Annotated in this window: 14 protein-coding genes; 7 read left to right on the top strand and 7 right to left on the bottom strand. The window is 49.6% G+C overall.

The window, feature by feature from the left end; all coding sequences use genetic code 11:
• Positions 1-248: 248 nt before the first annotated feature.
• The 7 genes from T497_RS0114280 to T497_RS0114250 all read left to right on the top strand — a co-directional run bounded on the left by T497_RS0114280 (position 249) and on the right by T497_RS0114250 (position 8,504).
• The gene (locus T497_RS0114280; RefSeq protein ID WP_028516205.1) at positions 249-959 is read left to right on the top strand and encodes a ClpP family protease; all 711 of its coding nucleotides are present in this window, start codon (positions 249-251) and stop codon (positions 957-959) included.
• A gap of 90 nt (positions 960-1,049) precedes the next feature.
• Positions 1,050-3,662, top strand: coding sequence for an FtsK/SpoIIIE family DNA translocase (locus T497_RS0114275; protein ID WP_028516204.1), 2,613 nt, complete (start codon positions 1,050-1,052; stop codon positions 3,660-3,662).
• A 41-nt stretch (positions 3,663-3,703) separates the two neighbouring features.
• Positions 3,704-4,750, top strand: a complete 1,047-nt coding sequence (locus tag T497_RS18605) for a dockerin type I domain-containing protein (protein WP_028516203.1) — start codon at positions 3,704-3,706, stop codon at positions 4,748-4,750.
• 34 nt (positions 4,751-4,784) lie between these two features.
• Positions 4,785-5,447 carry a (d)CMP kinase gene (cmk, locus tag T497_RS0114265; protein ID WP_028516202.1) on the top strand — a complete coding sequence of 221 codons (663 nt, stop codon included), beginning with the start codon at positions 4,785-4,787 and terminating at the stop codon, positions 5,445-5,447.
• Complete coding sequence (locus tag T497_RS0114260) at positions 5,447-5,893, top strand: GNAT family N-acetyltransferase (RefSeq protein ID WP_028516201.1); 447 nt, start codon at positions 5,447-5,449, stop codon at positions 5,891-5,893. The genes cmk and T497_RS0114260 overlap by 1 nt, the downstream gene beginning before the upstream one ends.
• A gap of 6 nt (positions 5,894-5,899) precedes the next feature.
• Positions 5,900-6,538 carry a lysophospholipid acyltransferase family protein gene (locus tag T497_RS0114255; RefSeq protein WP_028516200.1) on the top strand — a complete coding sequence of 213 codons (639 nt, stop codon included), beginning with the start codon at positions 5,900-5,902 and terminating at the stop codon, positions 6,536-6,538.
• The gene (locus T497_RS0114250) at positions 6,531-8,504 is read left to right on the top strand and encodes a bifunctional 4-hydroxy-3-methylbut-2-enyl diphosphate reductase/30S ribosomal protein S1 (RefSeq protein WP_028516199.1); all 1,974 of its coding nucleotides are present in this window, start codon (positions 6,531-6,533) and stop codon (positions 8,502-8,504) included. Before T497_RS0114255 ends, T497_RS0114250 begins: the two co-directional genes overlap by 8 nt.
• A 190-nt stretch (positions 8,505-8,694) precedes the next feature.
• On the opposite strand, the gene T497_RS0114245 is transcribed toward T497_RS0114250, so the two are convergent.
• The 7 genes from T497_RS0114245 to T497_RS0114220 all read right to left on the bottom strand — a co-directional run bounded on the left by T497_RS0114245 (position 8,695) and on the right by T497_RS0114220 (position 17,066).
• Complete coding sequence (locus T497_RS0114245; RefSeq protein WP_028516198.1) at positions 8,695-12,153, bottom strand: pectinesterase family protein; 3,459 nt, start codon at positions 12,151-12,153, stop codon at positions 8,695-8,697.
• A 373-nt stretch (positions 12,154-12,526) separates the two neighbouring features.
• Positions 12,527-13,099 carry a histidine phosphatase family protein gene (locus T497_RS0114240; RefSeq protein WP_028516197.1) on the bottom strand — a complete coding sequence of 191 codons (573 nt, stop codon included), beginning with the start codon at positions 13,097-13,099 and terminating at the stop codon, positions 12,527-12,529.
• Positions 13,099-14,235, bottom strand: coding sequence for a carboxynorspermidine decarboxylase (gene nspC / locus T497_RS0114235; protein WP_028516196.1), 1,137 nt, complete (start codon positions 14,233-14,235; stop codon positions 13,099-13,101). The genes T497_RS0114240 and nspC overlap by 1 nt, the downstream gene beginning before the upstream one ends.
• Positions 14,235-14,900 (bottom strand): peptidylprolyl isomerase, encoded by a 666-nt coding sequence (locus T497_RS17000; RefSeq protein ID WP_051530692.1) that lies wholly within the window; start codon positions 14,898-14,900, stop codon positions 14,235-14,237. Before T497_RS17000 ends, nspC begins: the two co-directional genes overlap by 1 nt.
• Before the next feature lie 2 nt (positions 14,901-14,902).
• Positions 14,903-15,391, bottom strand: coding sequence for a VanZ family protein (locus T497_RS16995; protein ID WP_037325229.1), 489 nt, complete (start codon positions 15,389-15,391; stop codon positions 14,903-14,905).
• Position 15,392: 1 nt separating this feature from the next.
• On the bottom strand, positions 15,393-16,595 hold the full coding sequence (locus T497_RS0114225; protein ID WP_028516194.1) for a saccharopine dehydrogenase family protein: 1,203 nt from the start codon (positions 16,593-16,595) through the stop codon (positions 15,393-15,395).
• An 18-nt stretch (positions 16,596-16,613) separates the two neighbouring features.
• Positions 16,614-17,066 (bottom strand): DUF3592 domain-containing protein, encoded by a 453-nt coding sequence (locus tag T497_RS0114220; protein ID WP_028516193.1) that lies wholly within the window; start codon positions 17,064-17,066, stop codon positions 16,614-16,616.
• Between the last annotated feature and the right edge of the window lie 2 nt (positions 17,067-17,068).

The following is a 17,068-nucleotide window of genomic DNA, read 5'->3' as shown; positions in this document are numbered from 1 at the left end:
TAAACTCGCTCACATTCATCAGGATCGTTAGCCGAATATCGCTTACGCCGCAAAATGTATACGGCTGCATTATTTTCGGAAAGAGCTGTGCCAGCGCCCCCTGCATTCTTAACTCTCAATTTTCAGCTCTTAGTTCTCAGCTCTTAGTTCTTAGCTCTTAATTCGCTTGACTTTTAAAATACAAAAGTATATAATAAATAATGTATACGCTCACGAAGCCTGCGCAAAATAGCTTCGGAGGTGTATACATGACAGACGAAAACAAAAAGGTCGATTCTCCTGCCGAGGAGGCGCTTGAAGAAGCTCAGCTCGCCCGTGAAAACGGTCAGACTGTATCAAGGAACTCCAGGCACCTTATCCACTGCCTGTCCGTAGTCGGACAGATAGAGGGACACTACGTTCTGGCAGAGCAGAACAAGACCACCAAATACGAGCATATTATCCCTGCTCTTGTGGCTATCGAGCAGGACAGGAGCGTTGAGGGACTGCTCATTATCCTCAACACCGTAGGCGGCGACGTGGAGGCAGGACTTGCCATTGCGGAGCTTATCGCAGGCATGAAAACTCCCACCGTATCGCTGGTCGTGGGCGGCGGACACTCTATCGGAGTCCCCCTCGCTGTCAGTGCAAAGCGCTCATTCATCGTTCCTACGGCTTCAATGACTATCCACCCCGTCCGCATGAACGGCACCGTTCTCGGAGTGCCCCAGACTCTCTCCTATTTCGACAAGATGCAGGACAGGATAGTGCGCTTCGTCACGAAGAACAGCAGTATCACCGAGGAGAACTTCCGAACTCTGCTGATGAACACCGAGGAGCTCGTTCTCGATGTGGGAAGCGTTGTTGAGGGCGAAAAAGCCGTAGAACTGGGACTTATCGACAGTCTCGGAAGTCTCGGCGACGCAATGGACTGTCTTTACGAAATGATAGAAACTACAGAAAAAAGATACGCGGATTGACCGCGCTGTGCCGATACGCGCTTTTTTGCGCATATTTTATGCTACAATATCGGCACGGATACATAATGTGAAAGAACAACGGAGGCAAATATGGCAGAAGCAAAGAAAACTACAAAGGGAGCACCAAAGAAAAAGTCAGAAGCTCCCAAAAGAGAGCCCGTCAAGGCAAATACAAAGACGACGGCTCCGCAGAATGAAAGCAACCAGCTGTGGTCGATACTCCTTTTCGCACTGGGAGTCCTCACCGCTCTCATGGTGCTTGTCAAGGGCACAAAAGGCTGGCTGGCACTGCATAATCTTCTGCTTGGAGTTTTCGGCATAGCGGCGTTCCTCATACCCGTTATACTCATATACACAGCGGTTAAACTTGGCACCGAGCAGACCAAAAAGGACCTCAGCGGCAGGAACGTCTGGTGTATCGCCATGATATTCCTTGCAAGCGCCGCATTCCAGATATTCGTGGTGGGACGTATCCCCGGCGGTACATGGGGCGGTCACTTCAAGATACTCTACGAGGAGGGCGCTAAGCTGAAAAGCGGCGGCGTGGCAAGTCTCCTTTTCGCAGGACCTCTGCTGAAATTCTTCGGCAAGCTTGGCGCAAGGCTCATATCACTGGTACTGTTCTTCGTGTTCGGTATGCTCCTTTCGGGACGCGGACTTGTGGACTTTCTCAAGCTCCTTGCAACTCCATTCGTATTCATCGGCAAGTGCGTCAACGGCATACAGAATATGTTCATCGGCGGAGACTTCGTAGACGCATTTGAGGACGACGACAACGACGACGACCGCGAGAAGCGCGACTTCGACGCCGACCTCGAAGCTATAAACATCGCTAATTCCCGTAAGTCCTCACAGAAGCCCTCTGAGAAAAAGGCGCAGAACAAAAAAGCTGTGGAGGCTCTCCCCGACGGCTTCTTTGACTTGGATATACCGCTCCCCACAGACCACCTTATCGTTCACGACAGCGCTGTGCCCGAGGACGACGGAAGCTCCATAGATGTCGATATCGATCAGTCTCCCGCGCCTTCACCTGCGGAAAAGCTTCCGCCGCTGAAAAAGGTAAAGGCTCCTGAGGCAGTGCCCGAGGAAATTCCCGAAGAAAACGAGGAGACAGCAGTCACCGACGAGGGACTCGAACAGCTTATCAGCAAGGCGGCTGACAAGAAGCCCGTTAACGCTGACGAAGAGATCATCGAGGAGGAAGAGCCCGAGGAAGAAAAGCCCGTGTACATACTCCCCCCTATCGACATACTCACCCGTCCCGAGATACGCTCAAACCGCACCGAGGCTATGGTTGAAATGCGCGAAAAGGCAGAGGTCATCGTAAACACACTGAAAAGCTTCGGCGTGGCTGTAAGGATAAAGGACCTTATCCGCGGTCCCTCTATCACCCGTTACGAGATACAGCCTGCTCCAGGTATCAAGGTCTCTAAGATAAAGGGACTTGAGGACGATATCGCTCTCAGCCTTGCGGCTCAGGGCGTCCGTATAGAAGCTCCTATCCCCGGAAAGGCGGCTATAGGCATCGAGATACCTAACTCCACAAAGGACATGGTAACTCTCCGCGAGATACTGACATCCTCGGAGTTCAGAGACTCAAAGAGCAAGCTTGCCTTTGCTGTGGGCAAGGACATCACAGGCAACGCCATTGTCGGCGACATTGCAAAAATGCCCCACGTTATCATCGCAGGTACTACGGGTTCGGGTAAATCCGTCTGCACCCGTTCTATTATAATGAGTATCCTCTACAACGCAACTCCCGACGAGGTAAAGCTCATACTCATAGATCCTAAGATAGTTGAATTCAAGATATTCGAGAATATCCCACATCTGCTCATTCCTATCGTTACGGACTGTAAACGTGCCGCAGGCGCTCTCTGCTGGGCGGTAAACGAAATGATGCGCCGCTATAATATCTTCGCAGAGGCAGGCGCCAACGACTTAAAGTCCTACAACGAGCTTGCAGAGGTGGACGGCGACCTTGTGAAAATGCCCCAGATAGTTGTATTCATCGACGAGCTGGCTGATATGATGCTGGTCGCAGGCAAGGACGTCGAGGACTTCATCTGCCGACTTGCACAAATGGGACGTGCCGCAGGTATGCACCTTGTAGTAGCAACTCAGCGTCCTACTACCGATGTTATCACAGGTCTTATCAAGGCTAATATTCCAAGCCGTATCGCTCTTTCGGTAAAATCCGTTACCGACTCACGTACTATCATTGATATGGGCGGAGCTGACAAGCTCCTCGGAAACGGCGATATGCTCTATATGCCTATAGGCGCAGGAAAGCCCGTCCGTGTACAGGGCTGCTTCTCGCCTAACGACGATATTGCTGAGACCGTCCGCTTCATCAAGTCACAGACGGAAGTAAAATACGATCCCGAGGTCGTTGAAACTGTTGAGGGCTATTCTCCTCAGGCTCAGGGCGGCTCAGGCGGCTCTGACAGCGGTGCTCCTACAGGCGGCGGCAGCGACGAGGATATCGTGGAGGCTGCTATAAAAGTAGCCGTAGACGCAGGACAGCTGTCTACATCAATGCTCCAGAGAAAGCTGAAGCTGGGCTATGCAAGAGCAGCACGTATCATGGACGAGCTTGAAGAGCGCGGAGTCATCGGCGCCAGCGAGGGCGCTAAGCCCCGAAAGGTGCTCATGTCGAAAATGCAGTACGACGAGTGGAGACTTCGCAGAATGGACGAATAATCCAGCTGCACAGGGATATAACGTAATTTTTGGAGGTTTTTATGAAGCTTAAAGGGCTTATTTCCGCGGCAGCTGCCGCAGCTTTGACAGTCGGCGCTTTGCCGTCTCCCATGGGTACAATGGCAGAAAAAGCTGCTGTAAGCGGCGATACTATTTATAATACAAACAGGGTAAGCGCTCCTGCTGTGACTACTACGGCAAAAAAAGCAGTCACTACTACGACTGCAAAGGCGGCTGTGACCACAACTACCGCAAAGGCAACTACTACTGCCAAGACGACAACGACAACAGTCAGGACCACTACAGCCGCACCGACGACTACAACGACTACCACTACATACAAGCCTGCTGTACAGGGACAGCCTGTTTTTCACATCACAAATACCGAGGTCTGCCAGACCGAAGCAAGGAACAAGAAACAGCAGGTGTCAATAATAGTTGACGGCGCAAACGGGCTGTACTGCGATACTCTCATCTATGTTTACTACGACAGCCGCATGACCGCTGAGACAGCAGTTGCAGGCAAGGCTGTGGAAAAGCTCACCACAGGACAGGCTTTCGGCGATACCAAGGATTTCATGGTGCTTACCACCAGCGGAGATTCCGACCTCGGCGCTGACGGCGTTATGTGGGAGCTCACATTCGACCTTCCCGAGGACTGCAAGGCAGGCGATGTATTCGACGTAAAGATAGGTGACTCCAAATACGGCAAGATAAAGCCGCTGTTCACCAATTTTGCCTATGACAGCAAGGGTGAAGCTTTGACAAAGCATATCTTCACAAACGGACTCGCTACAGGCGGAATTACCGTTATTGCCGATCCGCCCTACAAGTTAGGCGACATAAATAACGATTTTTCTGTCAACGCCGTTGACGCTTCCATAGCGCTGACTGAGTATGCTTCCATGTCCAGCGGCAAAAAGACCACCTTTACCGACGACAGACAGGCTCTTGCGGCTGACGTTGACGCAAACGGTTCAGTAAACGCCGTTGACGCGTCATATATCCTCTCCTATTACGCCTATACCGCCACTTCCGCAGGAGCTGCGGAAAGCTTTGAGGCTTACATGGCAAAGAATAAAAAATAACAGAGTATACTTATTATATAAAGGAGCTATCATCATGAAAACTGTAAATATCGCAATCGACGGACCTGCAGGCGCAGGCAAGAGCACTATCGCAAAAATGGTGTCAAAGGAGCTTGGCTACATCTATGTGGATACAGGCGCTCTCTACCGCACTATCGCCCTCTATATCACCGAGAACAACATCAAGGACGAGGATATCGAGGCTTCTCTGCCAAAGGCTGACGTTCAGCTCAGATTCATCGACGGCGCACAGCGTGTTTTCCTCGGTGACAGGGACGTTTCCGACCTTATCAGAACTCCCGAGATATCAATGGCGGCTTCACGCACATCGGCTATCCCTGCGGTAAGAGCATACCTCTTCGAGACTCAGCAGAAAATAGCCCGTGAGAACAACGTTCTCATGGACGGACGCGATATCGGCACGGTAGTTCTCCCCAACGCTGATGTGAAGATATTCCTCACTGCTTCTGCCGAGGAAAGAGCTAACCGCCGCTACAAGGAGCTTGCCGAAAAGCCCAACTGCCCCACATATCAGGAGATACTCGACGACATCATCAAGCGCGACTATCAGGATATGCACCGTGAGACAGCTCCGCTGAAACAGGCTGAGGACGCTGTGCTTGTGGACACAACAAAGCTGAATTTAGAGGAGTCCGCGGCAGCTATCGTTAAGGTCATCAAGGACAAGATAGGCTGATGGATATTGTTTACAGAAAAGCTGTACGCGGGGATATACCCGCCATTGAGAAGCTTTTCATGGAAATGCTGAGAAGTGTAAACAGCTGTGAGGACGCCGCAGGCTACGAGGACAGATATCTCAACAAGTTCTTTTCCGAGAGCGACGGCGTGATATACGTGTCCGAGGCTGAAGGGGGAGTTATCGGCTACATCTCGGTCGAGTTGCATGACAGCTTCATCTATCTCGACGACCTGTCTGTAGCTGAAAAATCCCGCGGAAAGGGCATCGGCACAAAGCTTATAGAGTTTGCCGAAAGATACGGCAGGGATAAGTCTGTGGTGACAGCTGTGCTCCATGTTGAAAAGTCCAACGAGAAAGCCTACAGGCTTTACACAAGGCTGGGCTACGCTGTTACTGCCGACGAGGGCAGCCGCTATAGAATGGCAAAACAATTACTGAGGTGAGACATTATGTATTACATAGCAAAGTTTCTGGTATGGCTCGCAATGCACATCGCATACAGGCTCCGCTTTGAGGGCAGGGAGAATATCCCCAAGGGTACTCCTGTTATCTACGCCTCAAATCACCGCTCAAACGCCGATCCGCCTATTCTCGGTGCAGGCGGCAGGGGCAAATACGCATTCATGGCTAAGGAGGAGCTCTTCAAAAACAAGCTCTTTGCGTGGCTCATAAGCTCCCTCGGAGCTTTTCCCGTTGCCCGCGGCAAGGGCGACACTGGAGTTATAGATACTGCCGTTGAACGCCTTGACAGCGGACGAAGCCTTATGATATTCCCCGAGGGCACTCGCTCCAAGGACGGCAAGGTGGGCAGAGGTCACACAGGCGCGGCACTTATCGCCGCCCGTTCAGGCAAGCATATTATCCCCGTAGGTATAGTTTTCGAGGGAAAGCTCAGATTCCGCACACATATCACCGTAAAATACGGAACTCCCATTGATCCTGCGGAGTACTGCGAGATAAGTGACACTCCCAATCCGCGTCAGCTGGTAAAGCTCAAAAACCGCTATATGGCTGATATAAAGCTCCTCGTTGAAGGCGAGCAGGAGGCTCCTGCCGAGGAGAAAAAGGAGGATAAGGCTGATGAATAAGGTAACAGTTGCCAAGTCGGCAGGCTTCTGCTTCGGCGTTGACAGAGCCGTGAAAATGGTCTACGGCGAGCTGGAAAAGAACACAAATGTGGCTACTCTCGGTCCTATTATCCACAATCAGGACGTCGTAAACGATATGCAGGCCAAGGGCGCAAGGATAATCGACACGGTTGACGAGCTGAAGCCCGATGAGACCGTAGTTATCCGCTCCCACGGCGTAGGCAGGGAGATTTACGAGCAGATAAAGGCTAAGGGTAACCGTATGCTGGACGCTACCTGCCCTTTCGTGTCCCGTATCCACAAGATAGTGGCTGAAAAAACTGCCGAGGGATACTTTATCCTCATCGCAGGAGACCGCAACCACCCCGAGGTTCAGGGCATAGTTGGTCATTGTGACGAAAATTGCCTTGTTTTTAAGGACAACTTTGAGCTAAAAGCCTTTTTTGAAAAAAATTATAAAAATTTGCGAAAAAAGCTTGCAATTGTGGCGCAAACGACGTATAATATAGTAGTATGGGGTGAGTGTTTAAACGTGATCCCGAAGGACGATCCCGATATCGTCATATATGATACCATTTGCAACGCTACCGACACACGTCAGTCCGACGCTGCCGAGCTTGCCAAAAACTCTGACATAATGCTTGTAGTCGGCGGCAGACACAGTTCAAATACTGTCAAGCTTTATGAAGTCTGCAGCCGCTATTGTAAAACGTATCATATTGAGAATTCGGACGAGCTTCGGACTTTAAAGCTTCCAAATGCCGAGAAGATCGGCATCACTGCAGGCGCATCAACCCCCGCCTATATAATCAAGGAGGTACAAACCAAAATGGCAGAAAATGAAATTCTTGCAGCTCAGAATGAAGATTTCGATTTTGCACAGGCTATCGACGAATCATTCAAAAAAATACATACAGGAGAGAAAGTTAAAGGCACCGTTATCGCCGTAAACAATACAGAAGCAATCGTTGACCTCGGTACAAAGCACACAGGCTATGTTGCTCTTGATGATCTTACAGACGATCCTTCAAAGAAGCCTTCCGACATCGTAAGCGTTGGCGACGAGATCGACCTCGTTGTTATCAAGGTAAATGATGCTGAGGGTACAGCAGCTCTCTCCAAGAGAAAGGTGGACGAGCAGGCCGGCTACGAGAAGATCGTAAAGGCTCAGCAGGAAGGCACTGTTCTCGAGGGCGTTGTTCAGAGCGTTGTAAACAAGGGCGTTACACTTACAGTTCTTGGTGTCAGAGTATTTATCCCTGCTTCACTCACAGGTCTCCCAAGAGGCGCAGAGCTCGACCAGCTCCTCAAGAAGAAGGTAGAGTTCATCGTTATTGAGGTTTCCGAGGGCGGCAGAAAGAGAGCAGTTGGTTCTATCAAGGCTGTTCAGAACGCTAAGAAGGAAGAAGCTAAGGCTAAGTTCTGGGAGACAGCTGAGGTTGGCAAGACATACACAGGTAAGGTCAAGTCACTCACAAGCTTCGGTGCATTCGTTGATCTCGGCGGCATTGACGGCATGGTTCATATCTCAGAGCTCTCTTGGAAGAGAATCAAGCATCCAAGCGAAGTTGTTAACGTTGGCGATACTCTTGAGGTATACATCAAGGACCTCGACAGAGAGGCTAACAGAATCTCTCTCGGCTTCAAGAAGGCTGAGGACAATCCTTGGGAGATCTTCATGTCCAAGTATAAGGTAGGCGACGTAGTTAAGGCTACTATCGTTTCTATCACAAGCTTCGGCGCATTTGCTCAGATCATCGACGGCGTTGACGGCCTTATCCACATCTCACAGATCGCTGACCAGAAGGTTGAGAATGTCAAGGACGTTCTTAACGTTGGCGACGAGGTTGACGTAAAGATCATCGACATCGACGAGGAGTCAAAGAGAATCAGCATTTCTATGCGTGCTCTCCTTGAGAATGCAGAGGACGACGCTGAGGAAGCTCCTGCTGAGGACGCTGAATAATCAGTAAAATTTTAAGGGCTATACAAATGCATAGCCCTTTTTGTGTAATATAAAGCATAATTTATTAAAGGGACGCCTTCACTTGCAAGGCGTCCCCTCTTGTAAAACAGTCCCTTTGGAATCCATTTCATGGGGGAAGCCACTTTTCCGAGAAGCTAAAAGCCCGAGTTTTAAACTCGGGCTTTATTATTTAGTCTATCGGAAGTGTTGTTATAAGGTGGAGCAGATAGCGCTGTATCGCAAGGGCGTCATTGGAGGTGATTCCGTTTCTGCCCTCTACATCACCGTTTGCAGAGCCCTGCTCTGTGAGGTGGTGGTCGTCTGTTCCGTTGATTCCGTACTTGTTTGGGTTAGCCAGCGACTGCATGATGAGAACTGCGTCTGACAGGTCAACTGTATTGTCGCAGTTTGCGTCGCCCGGAAGTCCCTGTGGTACAGGCTGTGTTGTAGTCGTAGTAGTTGTGGACTCAGTAGTCGTTGTTGTAGTAGTAGTCGTTGTAGTAGTAGTCGTTGTAGTAGTCGTCGTGGTTGTAGTTGTAGTTGTTGTAACTACGGGAGTCTCCTTGACGAATGCGATGTAGTTCATGCAGACTCCGCTCATGCCGTTTGTTCCGAGAGTGAGGGTATCCCCTGCCTTTATCTCCTTGGCGTAAACATCGAATGGTCTGATAGCCTCGCTGTCGTTGACCTCAACTATCTCGCCGTTCTTGTTGAAGCTGCCGAGCCATGACGGGATAGATGTTACTCTCTCGTCCATGCATACGAATACTGTGATATCCTTGGCAGCTGTAAGAACTGCAAGGTCTGAATCTGTATTCTTTGAGTTGCAGGCTGTGATTATCTGCTCGCCGCCGCTTATGCTGCTCGGAACAGAAGCGATAACGTGCTCACGGTCACCGAATGCCTTGTCGCCTACATTGAAGCTCTCAGCGATAGACCACTGTGCGCCGTAACTTGCGTCCTTTGTCTCGAACTTGGAGATAAGGTTGCTCTTTAAAACAGGCTCGTCGATGACCACATCTCCGCCGCCTGAGACTGTACCTGCATTGTAAGCCTTGTTCTGCATACGTCCTGCGTAAGCCATTACCTCGGATTTAGCAGCGTCTGCGGACTGCACCTTGTAGCTGGTGTATATCTTCGATGAATCCGTATCGAAGTTATCATAGCCCTGTCCGCCGCTCTTGAGGTTGCCTACATAGGACTTGTCGTTTCTGGAGTTTACTATCTGATAAGCGAGTCCGCTGCCCATATTGCAGCTGTCGAACTTGTCGCCGTAGGACTTGATAGTTCCCGAATATGCGTCATTTCCCATATTCTCAGCATCAAGAGGAAGATTTGTCTTTTCGTAGTAGTTAGCCTCAGAGAATACCTTTGAGTTGTAGGAAGCTCCGATACCGTACTGCTTGTTATTGTAGAAGTAGTTGTTGTAGCTGTGGATATGTGCGTTTCTCGCACGGGGATTACGTGACTCGGTATTGTTGAACCAGTTGTGGTGATAGGTTATCCAGTCCTGCTCATGATTGGTTCCGCCGCCTACAAGTGAGGTCTTGTGACCATCCTTGAACAGATTATATGAAACTGTTATATACTCACTCCACTTTATGTCCAGTGAACCGTCGCCGTCTGCCTTGTCGGCATCTACTATACCGTTGCCTGCATAAGCATTATAGCCCTTTTCGATAGTACAGTTGTGTACCCACATATGATTTGACTTGTTGTCGGCAGAGCCTGTCATGGATACGCCGTCATCAGGGTACTTGCCCAGCCACAGGTTGCGGACCTCGCAGCTCTTTGAGCGCTTCATCTCAAAGCCCCACTGATTGAGTGCGGCATCATAGCCGATACCCTCGATAGTAACGTTTTCAGCGTTCTGGAGATACAGCATATTTGAGCCGTCGTTCTGCTGACCGTCGTTAGCCTTTGCACCCTTTGGCACATCAATGCTGCCAATAAGTCTGAATACAACGTTCTTAGGCTTTCCGCTGTAGAAGATGTTGTAGAGACCTGTCTGACCGCCGTATGTGACAGAATCCTTGTTTGAGTTGTTCACATAGATAACTGTCACTCCTGATTTCAGAGTACCGTCGTTGTTGTAAGCTCCCACAGCTTCTGATGTGTTATAGTGAGCGTAGCCGCTGCGGTCAAAAGCCATAGTCTTTATCTTGCAGCCTGCTGTGCCGTTTGAGCCCTGTAATACGATATCGTACTCTGTATCGCCCTTGAGTCCTGGGATATCAACTCTTGTACCTCTGATGAGCTGCGAATCAACAGCTGTGAAGCTTGTACTGCCCGAGGGAGCATAGCTTACCTTGACGTTATTGCCAAGCTTTGAGCTGTCCCACTCAACGTAGGCTTCCTCGAACCAGCCGCCGCAGGTCTTGACAGCGCCCTGTACGTTGGAAGGCTGGTCGTTATTGCCGGGATTACCTGTGCTGCCGGAATCACCGTTGAGGAACGACGGTGTCCAGTTGTTCATGTAGCTCTTGATATTTATACTTGCAGCGTCGCTGTCGGATACGATATGTCCCTTTCTCTGTGAAAGATCAACACGCTGACCGTTTGAGAGCTTCGTGCCGTTCTCCTTGAAGCCGCTGACGCTCTCGGGCTGTACGCCGCTCATCGAAGTCCAGCCTGCTGCTGTTATCATATTGCCGTTCTGGAGAGTAGTATTCACAAAGAGAACCTTTGCGCTCTGTGCCCACGGTCTGCCGAGATAGCCTGCTGTTACTGTGAGACCGCTGTTTGCTGTTACCTTACAGTCCTTGAAGAGATATCCTGTGTAAGGACTTCCCTGTTCTCTTGCCGCTGTGATGTAACCGCCTACTGAACCGCTGCTGTAGCCCTTCCAGCGAAGCTCGCAGCTGTCGAAAACAGCGTTGCTTCCGCCGAAGATATAGTCTGTCTGTCCCTCGATAAGGCAGTTCTTGTAGTACTGAGGAGAGCCGCCTGTGTAAAGAGTATCCTGACTTGACAGGAACTGGCAGTTGAGGAACTCCGCATAGCCTGTATCAACTGAGAGAGCAGCCGCACGCTCGGTATAAGCCTTTGACTTTACGTCAACGCCGTTGTAGCGCTGTACCTTTAATGTCTCGTTGGTGCACTCAACGCCGTCCGCAAGCTCCTCCTGAGTGAGATAGCGGTTGAAGGAGTTCTCGAAAACGATATTCTTAGCCTTGAAGTTTGTAGCCTTTGGCCAGAGCTGAACTGTAGCGCCCCAACGGTAGTTTGAAACGTTCTTGCCGCTCTTTGATTTAGCAAGATTTGCGTCATAGTAGCCCTTTGAGTTTGCGCTGTAGTACTTGTAGCCGATACCGTAGTACCATGTGAGAATTGCGCTGCCCTTCTGGGGCTCGTCGTTTACGAATGTGATGTAAGGCGTCTGGACGATGACCTGCTGACGGTATGTACCGGGAGCTATGTGTATCGTCACGCGGTTTGCCTCTGATGAGGGATTGAGGCTTGCAGCCTTGTCAACAGCCGCCTGCACTGTTGAGAAGTTGTTGTTTCTGCCTGAGTAGCCCACGTACAGGTCTGTTCCTGCCGCATGAACGCTGACGGGCGGAACTGCCGCGAACGCTGCCAGCAACATGACAATGGAAACTGCAAAGGCAAAAAGCTGCAAAGCCAGCTTTCTTGATTTTGTAGCCATAGTTTTTACTCCTTTTCTAACGATGACCTCCGCTGCCTAAATCGGAGCTGTCACAAATGCGGTGATATCGGGAGCTGAGCACAGGGAAAGCAGAGCTTCGGAATATGCACCTATACATCATAATTATAGCACAGGCAGTAAGAGTTGTAAATAAAATCGTAAAAAGTTAAATCAGCTTTGTCTATTTATACAATATCTTCTTCCTCTATTTGGCAGTTTTAACGTATAAATGGCTGTAATTCGGGGGATATAAGAAAAAAGGACTCTATCGAGTCCTTTTTTGATTCATAATTAATATTTCCGCTAACGCAGACGTATTTTGTAGGGGCGGCGGAACGCCGCCCCTACAATCTTAGTTCTTAGCTCTTAGTTCTCAATCAAAAGGCTTATCAACAATAAGTATCTCTTCTTTGTCAACAAGCTTCATGCCCTCAAAGCCAAGCCTGATTATATATGGCATATAGTTGATGATACGCAGAAAGCCCTCAACGCCGAAGGTGCTGTCATAGTAATTGAGTATGGTACTCAGGGCTGTTCCGTGAGTTCCTACCATGATATTCTCCCCCTCATGGGCGCGGAGCATATCGTGGACAGCCGCCATATTGCGCTCTGTCACCGAGCCAAGGCTCTCGCCGCCCTCCTCGCAGAAGCTGAAATCGCTCCAGCGCCTTTGGAACATCTCGCGGTTGTTGCCGTTTTCGCCGCTGATACGCTCGTGGAGGCGGTCGTCAAGCTCTATTTTCAGCCCATGGTCGTCAGCAGCTCCCTTGATAGTGTCATAGCTGCGCTTATAGGGACTGGATACTGCGTAGTCAAGGTGTATATCCTTCATTGCGCGGACTACCTCGGCTGTATCTCTCATGCCCTCATCGGTGAGCGGTCTCAGCGCCGCGTCCCTGCATGAATGATCGGGCAGTGCATGGCGCACAAAGTAAATATTCGTCATCACAGTCTCTCCTTGAAGTCCTCATAGCCGAAGCTGCGCAGAGTCCCGAAGCTGCCGTCCTTTTTCAGAAGCAGGATATGCGGCAGGGGCATACCGTTGAAGGTGTTGTTCTTGACCATTGAGTATATAGCCATATCGCCGAATACAAGCCTGTCGCCTATCTTCAGCGGCTCGTCGAAGGAGTACTCCCCAATGACATCACCTGCAAGGCAGGTCTGAGAGCCCAGACGGTAGCTGTACTTCTTCTCGCCGCTCTCTCCCGAGCCCACAAGGGGCGGACGGTATGGCATTTCCAGTACATCGGGCATATGGCAGGCAGCCGAGGTATCAAGGATAGCGATAGGCATATCGTTCTCCGTAAGGTCGAGGACCTCCGTCACCAGCCAGCCTGCATTGAGAGCGATAGCTTCACCGGGTTCGAGAAAGACCTCAAGCCCGTACTTCTCCTGCATACGGCGTATGCAGCGCTCCAGCCGCGGTATATCGTAGTCCTCACGGGTGATGTGGTGACCGCCGCCGAAGTTTATCCACTCCATTTTCGGCAGTATATCTCCGAATTTATCCTCAATTGCGTCCAGAGTAGTCTCTAAATCGTCGGAATTCTGCTCGCAGAGAGTATGGAAATGAAGTCCCGTAACACCGCTGAGGTCATCATCGTGGAAGTTCCTGCGGGTAATGCCCAGCCTTGACTTAGGCGAGCAGGGATCGTATATCTCGTGCCCCTCCTGTGTGGAATGCTCGGGATTTATGCGCAGTCCTATCTTCTTGCCTGCCGCAAGAACGCGGTCACGGTACCTGTCGAGCTGCGTGAACGAATTGAATATGATATGTCCGCAGTATGAGATTATCTCGTCTATCTCGCTTTCGCGGTAGGCTGCGGAAAAAACGTGATTTTCCTTGCCCATTTCCTCATAGCCCAGCTTTGCCTCGAAAAGTCCGCTGCAAGCCGTGCCTGCAAGGTACTCCCCTATCATGGGATAGAGGTGATAGCAGGAAAATGCCTTCTGTGCAAGGAGTATCTTCGCGCCTGTTCTCTCGGAAACGCCGCGGAGTATCTCCAGATTACGGATAAGCGCCGACTCATCCACTATGTAGCAGGGAGTCGGCACTTTATTTACATCGAAATTATAATCCATCATTTCTTGATAAAGTCGTTCATGGTTATCATTGCTCTCGGAGAGCCGTTCTCATCGGGAGCTATCATCTCTACCTTCTCCATTATGATAGGAGTTTTCGGTGAAGCCATTTCGCCCATAGAGTTAAGGTCGCGCTCTACCTTCATGAAGTCGTCAACGACCTCCATGCCCTCGGTAACGTTTGCGAATGCAGCGTACTGACCGTCCAGAGACGAAGCATAATTGCCTGTGTAGCAGATGAAGAACTGGCTTGAAGCGCTGTCGTAATCCATGCTGCGAGCCATTGAAACGACTCCGCGCTGATGTGAAAGCGGATTATTAACGCCGTTTGCAGCAAATTCGCCCTTGATAGTGTCAGCGCTGCCGCCTGTGCCGTCGCCCTTTGGATCGCCGCCCTGAGCCATGAACTCGTCAACTACGCGGTGGAAGGTAAGTCCGTTGTAGAAGCCCTGATTTACCAGCTTTTCAAAGTTTTCGCAGGTAATCGGCGCTGCGTCGGGGTGAAGTGTGAGAACGATAATGTTTCCCGACTGATTTGAATTAGTTGTGGGAGGCGTATCGTTTACGTCAGAGGTGGAAATGCTCTTTCCGCAGCCTGTGAGCATGAGCATAGTTGTTGCTGCGGCAACAGCCATTATCTTCTTGAAATTCTTGAAATGTGACATTTCTATTCTCCTTTTTTTAAGATGACGTCGATAAACATCAGTCTTTTCACTATATTGAGCCTTGTAAAGCCAAAGCCCATGACTGCGCCTGTGAGATTCAGTATAAAGTCGTCGATATCGCAGGCGCCGCACATTGCAATGAACTGTATCGTCTCCACGCCGATTATCACCGCCGAAGCCGTCAGCAGAAAGCTCCCGAAGCGGCGCTGTTTTTTCCATATTGCAGGGAAGAAAAAGCCTATAGGCATAAGCGCAATGACATTGCCGAAGATATTCTCAAAGGAGATATCCCCGTACACCGTGTCGTCATCGCGGATATAGCCTGCAAACTCAATGACCGTGCGGAACGGTACGAAGTTTGTGTTCTCTCGGAAGTATTCCCCATAGGAGCACCTCCCCAGCAGGCTTTTCCTCATAAAGAACAGCATGAATACCGCACATATGATATATACGGCAAAAAGCGTAAAGACGATGATCCTTTTTATTCGCAAATCAGTCAACAAGAGTAGGATCGAAGTCCTCTTCCCATGGAAGTCCCCACTTGTTGAGAGCCTCCATGAACGGATCTGGATCGAATTCCTCGATGTTGTAAACGCCTGCCTTCTTCCATGTGCCTGTCATTATCATCATAGCACCTATCATAGCAGGTACGCCTGTTGTATAGGAAATAGCCTGTGAACCCACTTCCTTGTAGCACTCCTGATGATCGCAGATATTGTAGAGGTAGTAGTTCTTGTCCTTGCCGTCCTTTTTGCCGCGGAAGATACAGCCGATATTGGTCTTGCCCACTGTTCTCGGACCGAGTGACGCAGGATCGGGCAGTACAGCCTTGAGAAACTGGAGCGGTACTATCTCCTTGCCCTCATACATGATAGGCTCGATAGATGTCATACCAACGTTTTCGAGGCACTTGAGATGTGTGAGGTAGCTCTGACCGAATGTCATGAAGAAGCGGATACGCTTGATGCCCTTGATGTTGAGTGCAAGGGATTCAAGCTCCTCGTGGTGGAGAAGATACATATCCTTCTCGCCGACGCCCTTGAAGTTGTAAACTCTCTTTATCTCCATAGGCTCTGTCTCTACCCACTTGCCGTCCTCGATGTAGCTTCCCTTAGCGGAAACCTCGCGGATATTTATCTCGGGGTTGAAGTTTGTCGCAAACGGATAGCCGTGGTCGCCGCCGTTGCAGTCGAGAATGTCGATGTAGTTTATCTCGTCGAATTCATGCTTCATAGCGTAAGCGGAGAATACTCCTGTAACGCCGGGATCGAAGCCGCTTCCGAGGAGGGCTGTGATACCGGCCTTTTCAAATCTCTCGCGGTAAGCCCACTGCCACTTGTACTCGAACTTTGCAGTATCAAGAGGCTCATAGTTGGCAGTATCAACGTAATGAGTCTTTGTAGCGAGACAAGCGTCCATGACAGTGAGGTCCTGATAAGGGAGAGCAAGGTTAAGCACTACGTCAGGCTTGTAGCTGTTGATAAGAGCAACAAGCTCGTCAACGTTATCAGCGTTTACCTGTGCGGTCTCGATAACAGTCTTTGTTGTAGGCTGGAGCTTTTCCTTCAGCGCGTCGCACTTTGACTTGGTACGGCTTGCTATCATAATGCCCTCAAAAACCTCGCTGTTCTGGCAGCACTTGTGGATCGCTACGGACGCAACACCGCCGCAGCCGATGATCATACATTTTCCCATTTTAATTTCCTCCGTATCTTAAAAATTTTTTTCAGTATTATTTTGATATTCTTTTCTAATTGAATCTATGCCCGCAGCAAAAAGAGCCACGCCCATAATAATAATAGCTATAAAAGCAAGGTTATCACCTTTTTCTTCCTTGGGACAATAATAGTCCGTCGGATCATCAGGATCAATAAAGAACTTTACTGTCTCTCCTACTTTTACATTGGGCTTTTTTTGAGAGATTGAACCATTTGCTTTAAAAGGCTCACCATTATAAACATAAGAATATACTGGCATATGAGTTCTTTCATTATCGTAGTTGCGGCTGTCAACTATTTTTTCTACCACAGCCTCGGTCTCAAAAGTGCATTTTTCAGACTTTTCAACAGACATATTTTTTATAAAAAAAACAAATACAAATAATAAGCAGCCAATAAGTATGAATAATATTCCGCTGGGACTAAACCATGCAAATATTTTCTTCATTT

Source organism: Ruminococcus flavefaciens MA2007 (genome assembly GCF_000621845.1).
GTDB classification, from domain to species: domain Bacteria; phylum Bacillota; class Clostridia; order Oscillospirales; family Ruminococcaceae; genus Ruminococcus; species Ruminococcus flavefaciens_E.
Note: the sequence above shows the minus strand (reverse complement) of the source record. Positions and strands in the feature narration are given on the sequence as shown.